This window comes from Candidatus Dormiibacter sp., from assembly GCF_050999135.1.
Lineage (GTDB): Bacteria > Chloroflexota > Dormibacteria > Dormibacterales > Dormibacteraceae > Dormiibacter > Dormiibacter spiritus.
This window is the reverse complement of record NZ_JBPCPN010000031.1, coordinates 1-6,732: the sequence shown is the minus strand read 5'-3', so window position 1 is coordinate 6,732 and position 6,732 is coordinate 1. Positions and strand designations below refer to the sequence as shown.

Here is a 6,732-nt window from a genome sequence, read left to right as displayed (position 1 = left end):
ACGCGACCTGGACCAGGCAGGGGTCGATAACGGCCGCATCCCGGGGACCCCCCAGGACGCAACCGGTGACGGACGGGGGGGCCTTCAGGCCCGCGGAATGTCGCCGCCGGTGGGCCGGTACTCGGTGAGAACGATCCGGCCGTCGAGCACCCGGTGATCGGTGAGGCGGAGATCGGCGCTGGCTACACCAGCGAACGCTGCCTCGCGGCCGGCCTCACCGGCAAGCAGTGGGAAGATCATAAGCCGGAGCCGGTCGACCAGCTTTGCGCCCAGAAGCTGCCGAACCAGGGACATACTTCCCCAGGTGCGCAAGCGGACCTCGCTGTCGGCCTTGAGCCCCACGATGCCATCCAGGCTGCCGACGATCCGCGTGTTAGGCCACGCAACGTCCTTGAGGGTTCTGGAGACGACCACCTTCTCCATTGCCATCAGGTCATCCGGCGCGTACGCCTGCGCGACGAAGCTCTCGTACGTCCGCCGTCCCATGATCACGATCTCGGGCTGGGCCTTTTCCGCATTGGCCCAGGCATCCAGATCCGGACCCGCGTAGCCGAAGAAGCCGGGCAGTCCGTCACCCCCTGCCCACCCATCGGCGGATACGAACAAATCAACGACCAATTCACTCGCCACGTTCACTCCTTCTCTGAATGTTGACCGGTCGCCACGGCCCGCCGCCTCGGTATGTGCCGGACCCGAACACATGGACGTCGAATAACAGGGCCGGATTTCGACACCCATGAGGTGATGAGCCGGTCCTCGCCACGTCCTCGTGCACCCAACCAGTCGAACCAGAGTTCGCTCTCTGAAGCGGTCTGCAGGCTGCGCAGACGGTCCCGCAAGCCGGATCCTCTTATGGGACGGTCCCGCGCGACTCGGACCATCTCCCATCAAGGAGGCTCGCCTCCTAACTAGCGGGGTCCACGACTGCGCCGCGAGTCCCAAATCCGCAGGACCTTCAGTTCGCCGCCTTCGACCAGGTAGAAGATGCCATGGGGCGGTGCTGGCCAATAGCGGCAGTTGAGCTCTGGTACGTGCCGGCCCAGATCGGCAAAGCGCTGCCGGGCCAACCACTGGATCGCGTCGTAGACCCTGGCAGCCTGGGCGGGGGCTCGTTCAGCCAACTCCTCCAGGTCGGCCAACGAACGCTCGGTCCAGTAGAGCCTCAAGCCTCCACGTCATCGTCGAGCGGCAGTCCCATCCGCTTGAGCCGCCGCCGGACGTCTGCGTTCGGAACCAGAGTCTCCTCACCTCCACGGACCCGCTTGGCGGTCTGACGCAGCCCTTCTTTGAACTTTGGGTCGTCCTTGAAGATAGTGGCTACCTCCTCGTCGAGGGCCTGGTCCAGCGGGTATCGCTCAGACTCCGGCTTGCGGTTGGTAGCCACATTGATCATGCTACTCGCCGCCCAGTCGGGCATCACCTGGGCACGGTTACGCCCGCAGTCCAAGGCAAGACTGGTTCGCAAGAAACCGCTTTGACATGCCTACACATCGGCTTCGAAGCACCGCTTAGGTAGAGGTTCTCCAGACACGCATGTGCAGTAACCAGCTCCAGTTCAATTCAAAGGTGAGCCGTCGGAGTGCCGCGGGCAGAGCAACTCCTTCCCAAGGTTGAGGTAGCGGGTTCGAGCCCCGTCTCCCGCTCCACTTTTTCCCCTTCGAGCTCATTGGGAGCGTTTACCAGGAGTTTTGGCTCTCCAGCCGCTTTCAGCAGCAAGTCGATCCCTCCCCTGCTTCCCCCGCCCTGCCGACGACTTCAGGAGTCAAGCCTCATGCGTGAATTTGTCACCGGCGCGTCCGGATTTATCGGCTCTGCCGTCGTTGCGGACCTCATGGGTGCGGGCCACGAGGTCATCGGCCTCGCTCGCTCGGACGCCTCCGCCGCTGCCCTCGCCGCCGCCGGGGCACGAGTGCAGGGCGGCGCTCTCGACGACCTGGAGCCTGAGCGCTGGGGCGCGAGGGTCCGACGGGATCATCCACCTCGCCTACAACCACGACTTCTCCCAGTTCGAGGCCGCCGCCCAGACGGATGCACGCGCCATTGAAGCGCTCGGAGCCGCACTCGAGGGCTCGGATCGGCCTCTCGTCATCGCTTCCGGGACGCTCGGCGTCGCCCCGGGACGGATCGCAACCGAACAACACGCGCCGGCGCCGAATGCTCATCCCCGGGATCGCGGGTGCGCAGGCGGCACTTTCTTTCGCCGGACGCGGCGTGCGCTCGTCTGTGGTGCGACTCGCTCCGACGGTTCACGGTCGCAGCTCGGCCGGCGACGTCATCGAGGACCTGTAGCTGCGGGACCTGGGCTTGCAACGCGATCGGCCGGATCCTTTCGCCGCGGCGGCGGCGGCCGCCGACGTCCTCGAGCTGCAGCTGCTCGGCGCGGAGCCCCGTCTGGACTTGAATAGATTTGTATCGGAGCCGAGCACGAGCCCCGCGGCAACCCGGGCCGGGGATCGGCCAGTCAAGGAGACAGCGCATGGCGCACCCGAAGGAAGTCCGATTTGGGATCTCGACCGCTCCTCAGCAGGTCACCTATCCCGAGATCTTGCGAGTCTGGCGAGAGGCGGATGCCATTCCGCAGCTCGAACATGCCTGGCTCTTCGACCACCTGTTTCCAATCGGCGGCGACCCGGGTGGCCCGATCTTCGAAGGCTGGACACTGCTTTCCGCGCTCGCTGCTCAGACCGAACGACTTCGCCTCGGGATTCTGGTGACGAGCAACCGGTTCCGGCCGCCGGCCATGTTGGCGAAGATCGCCGCGACGGTCGACATCGTCTCCGGTGGGCGGCTCGATTTCGGCATCGGCGCCGGCTCACGTCCAAGTATCCCCTGGGCGCGGCGGGAGTACGACGCACACGGCCTGCCCTATCACGACGCCGACCACGCGGTGGCGAGCCTGGCTGAAGCCTGCACGGTCATCCGGCGGCTGTGGACCGAACCCCAACCATTCGACTTCGACGGGACGTATCTCCACCTCAAAGGAGCGTTTTGCAATCCCAAACCGGTCCAACAGCCGCATCCACCGATCATGATCGGGGGCCGCTCGACCGCGACCTTACGCGTGGTCGCCGAGCATGCCGACCTGTGGAACACTCCCGGCGGCGGCCACGATGACTCGACGCTCGATCCCATTCGTCGCAGCGCCGTGCTAGACCGCCTCTGCGCCGAGATCGGCCGCGACTCAGCGTCGATCACCCGCTCCATCGCCCTGCACGTCTCCTACGAGCACCCCGACGAGACCCGCCAGGCGATCGCAAAGGCGATCGACGGCGGCTTCCGGCACCTCGTCCTCGGCTTGAGCGCCCCCTTCCCGGAACGCGTCGCCACATGGGTGGCGAATGAGTTGCTCGAGAAGTCGGCGTAGTCACGGGCCGCCTCGAAGTTCGCGGCAGTGAGGCTCATCAGCGGTCATCTGTCGCTCGGCTCCTCAGTGGAGGTCGTGGGCGGCTCTGCACGCCGGCGCCGGGTCAACTCCCCCCGGCGGCTGAAGCGATGGAACACGCCGAACACGTCGCCCTGATCAGAGGCGGTGTCGAGGGGGGTGGCCTCGAGTGGATTGAGCTTGGCTCAGGCGGCGGGGCGTTCACGCTGGCCCTGGCCGATCTGCTTGGGCCATCCGGGCGCATCACGTCGGTCGACCGCGACCGCGCAGCCTTGCGCCGGCAGGGAGCGACTCTGGCGGCCGCCTTTCCCGCGACCCACGTTGACTACTTGGAGGCGGACTTCAGCCGTCCACTGGGACTTGCCGCGCGAGATGGGGTGCTCATGGCCAACTCGCTGCACTTCAGCCGTGACCAGGCGGCCGTTCTTCAGCAGGTCGGCGCGCTGCTGCGGCCGGGCGGCAGGCTGGTGGTGGTCGAGTACGACACCGACCGGGGCAACCACTGGGTCCCTCACCCATTGTCCTACAGGTCGTGGGAGCGAGTGTCTCGCGAGGCCGGCTTTCGCGACACCCGGCTCCTCGCCCGGCGCCCCGGCTCTGGGCTTGCGGCGATCTACTCTGCTCTCAGCTTCGGCCGCTGAGGAACGCGTCCAGAATCGACACCTGCGCCTAAACAGGATTGCTCGACTGGTTCAACCGGCGAGGGAGGGCTCCTACGACACCAGTTCACCGTCCGCTCCCATAAGGGCGTAAATGGGGACCGCGCGCCGGTCAGCGGTGAGGAGGCGGGAGCCATTTTCGGCCGCTGAGATGGCACGGCACAGTGCGACGGCGACCCTTGCGCGGGGAGGCAGCCGATATCCTGTGGGCCTTGACGAGCCCAGATCTGTATCGGATGCTCGTCCAGGATCGCGGCTGGAGCCGCAAGCGGTACAGCGATTGGCTCCACAGGTCCCTCTCCGAGTTGCTGTTCGGTGTTCCGATCCGCTGACCGAATGTCTAGCGACGACCCCCTCCCGCGTCACCTGGGCTCTTCTTGCTTACCTACAACTTGCCCCGGGTGGTCCAGGTTCTGCCGCGTCCTTTTCTGAGGCTGCACCGGCAGGGTTTCCTAAGATCACACGGTGCTCGCTGAGCTCAGAGACTTTGCCCTGGACCTCTTCTGGTCCTGGGAACCCCGCGTGCAGGCGCTGTTCAAAGCGCTCGACTCGCAGCTCTGGGAGGAGTCGAACCGTAACCCGGTGGTGCTCCTGGCGCGTCTGGGTGAGGCGGGGGCCGAGGCTGCTCTCCAGCGACCTCCGGCTCAGGCGGCCCTGAGCGAAGCCCGCGCAGCCCGCGCCGCGTACAAATCCCGTGCGCCTGCGTTCGACACCGGGGACGCAAGGCTGCAGATTGCGTATTTCTCGCTCGAGTTCGGCATCAGTGAAGCCCTCCCCATCTACTCGGGCGGCCTCGGCATCCTGGCCGGCGACCACCTGAAGGCAGCCAGCGACCTGGGCCTACCGCTGGTCGGTGTTGGACTCCTCTACCGCCAGGGCTTCGGCCACCAGCGGATCGGTGAGGATGGTGGTCAGTTCGAGGAATACACAGCCAGCGACTTCCCCCAGCTCCCCATCAGCCGGGTTCTGGATCGGAGCGGCCTGCCGCTCACCGTCAGCTGTCCGCTCGGCCCCGCGACTGTCACTGTGGCTGTTTGGAAAGCTCAGGTCGGCCGTGTCGCCCTGTACCTGCTGGATACCGATCTGCCCGAGAACCAGCCCGAATTCCGCTCGATCACTGACCGCCTGTACGTCCCGGAGGCGCACCGCCGCCTGCCGCAGGAGATGGTTCTCGGTATCGGCGGGGTGCGGGCGCTGCGGGCGCTGGAGATCGAGGCCACTGTCTTCCACATGAACGAGGGGCATGGCTTCCTGGTCGCCAGTGAGCGATTCAACTTCCTGAAAAGGGAGCGCGGACTGACGGCCGCGACCGCTGAGCAGGCCGCCCGGGCCAGCCTCATCTTCACCACCCATACGCCCATCGCCGCTGGCAGCGACTTCTTCCCTCCCCACCTGGTGCAGCAGTTGCTCAGCCCCTACCTGGACGAGATTGGCATGGATCTTGAGCATTTCCTGGATTTGGGCCGCAAGCAGCCCGGCTCCACTGACGAGCCGCTCTGCACCACCTACGTCGGCCTGCGATCGGCAGGCTGCTCGGTGGGTGTCTCCAAGCTGCACGGCGAAGTCTCTCGGCGTCTTTGGAAGGACGCCTGGCCCGGCCTGCCGGAGAGCGAGATTCCGATCGGCTCGGTCACCAACGGTGTTCATCTGCCGAGCTGGGTTTCCCCCGAGCTGGCGGCACTGCTGCAGCTGCACGTGGCCCAGGACTGGTGGGACTTGAGCGCGGATGACCGGCGGTGGGCGGGTGTGGAGAACATCGATGCCGCCGCCCTATGGGCGGCGCATACTCAGCTGCGCCATCGGCTGGTCCGCCATGCAAGATCAGCCGGCGAGGGCGGCGGCCTCGACCCGGAAGCGCTGGTGGTGGGTTTCAGCCGCCGCTTTGCAACCTACAAGCGCGCCAACCTGCTAGTCACCGACCGCGAGCGGCTGCATGCGCTGGTCAACGGCAGTGAGCGGCCGGTCCAGTTCGTCTTCGCAGGCAAGTCGCACCCGGCCGACCTGCCGGGCAAGGCGATCCTCCGCGAGATAGTTCAGCTCGCGCGTGAGGAACCGCGGATAGCCTTCCTCGAGGACTACGACATCGAAGTCGCCAGGCTTCTCGTCCAGGGCTCGGACGTCTGGCTGAACAATCCGCGGCGTCTGCTGGAGGCGAGCGGCACGTCGGGAATGAAGGCAGGCATCAACGGCGTCCTCAACCTGAGCATCCTGGACGGCTGGTGGGACGAGGGGTACCGGCCGACGGCAGGCTGGGCGATCCCCTCCTCGGTCAGCTTTGAAACGCCCCAGGCCGATGACGCCGGCGAAGCCAACGCACTCTTTGAGCTGCTCGAGGGCGATGTGGCCGCAGCCTTCTATGCCCGAGACTCCGCTGGGCTGCCGCAGCGCTGGCTGGCCATGATGCGGGACTCGATCAGCCACACCGCCGCCAACTTCGCGGCCCGCCGGATGGTGCTCGACTACCTTGCCGACTGCTACGCCCCCGCCGCGGAGCGAGTGGATCGCCTCCGGGGCTCGGCGGTCGGTAACCCCACCAACTGAGCCGCCTGATTCGCCCTCTGCCGCTGAGCACGTCCGGACACCCTCGTGACACCGGAGGTGGATGAGACGACGAGAAAAGCAGCATAGAGAAGCACAGAGCCTCCGGCTAAGGTGCAGGAGCTTCCACACACCCACACCACCAAGAGGCTC

Annotated in this window: 6 protein-coding genes and 1 pseudogene; 4 read left to right on the top strand and 3 right to left on the bottom strand. The window is 66.2% G+C overall.

Features of this window, described 5'->3' with window-relative positions; translation table 11 throughout:
- Positions 1-84: 84 nt before the first annotated feature.
- From ACR2MZ_RS08280 to ACR2MZ_RS08270, 3 genes are all read right to left on the bottom strand, one after another.
- Entirely contained in the window at positions 85-630 is a 546-nt protein-coding gene (locus tag ACR2MZ_RS08280) for a dihydrofolate reductase family protein (protein ID WP_434004592.1), read from the bottom strand.
- A 278-nt stretch (positions 631-908) separates the two neighbouring features.
- On the bottom strand, positions 909-1,166 hold the full coding sequence (locus ACR2MZ_RS08275) for a type II toxin-antitoxin system RelE/ParE family toxin (RefSeq protein WP_434004591.1): 258 nt from the start codon (positions 1,164-1,166) through the stop codon (positions 909-911).
- Complete coding sequence (locus ACR2MZ_RS08270) at positions 1,163-1,384, bottom strand: hypothetical protein (RefSeq protein ID WP_434004590.1); 222 nt, start codon at positions 1,382-1,384, stop codon at positions 1,163-1,165. The genes ACR2MZ_RS08275 and ACR2MZ_RS08270 overlap by 4 nt, the downstream gene beginning before the upstream one ends.
- A gap of 387 nt (positions 1,385-1,771) precedes the next feature.
- Between ACR2MZ_RS08270 and ACR2MZ_RS08265 the strand changes: the two are divergent.
- The 4 genes and pseudogenes from ACR2MZ_RS08265 to glgP all read left to right on the top strand — a co-directional run.
- Positions 1,772-2,274 (top strand): annotated as a pseudogene (locus ACR2MZ_RS08265) (NAD-dependent epimerase/dehydratase family protein); the annotation flags it as partial.
- A 202-nt stretch (positions 2,275-2,476) separates the two neighbouring features.
- Positions 2,477-3,364 carry an LLM class flavin-dependent oxidoreductase gene (locus tag ACR2MZ_RS08260; RefSeq protein ID WP_434004589.1) on the top strand — a complete coding sequence of 296 codons (888 nt, stop codon included), beginning with the start codon at positions 2,477-2,479 and terminating at the stop codon, positions 3,362-3,364.
- 128 nt (positions 3,365-3,492) lie between these two features.
- Positions 3,493-4,023 carry a class I SAM-dependent methyltransferase gene (locus tag ACR2MZ_RS08255; protein ID WP_434004588.1) on the top strand — a complete coding sequence of 177 codons (531 nt, stop codon included), beginning with the start codon at positions 3,493-3,495 and terminating at the stop codon, positions 4,021-4,023.
- A 483-nt stretch (positions 4,024-4,506) separates the two neighbouring features.
- Positions 4,507-6,582, top strand: coding sequence for an alpha-glucan family phosphorylase (gene glgP / locus ACR2MZ_RS08250; protein ID WP_434004587.1), 2,076 nt, complete (start codon positions 4,507-4,509; stop codon positions 6,580-6,582).
- Positions 6,583-6,732 lie beyond the last annotated feature (150 nt).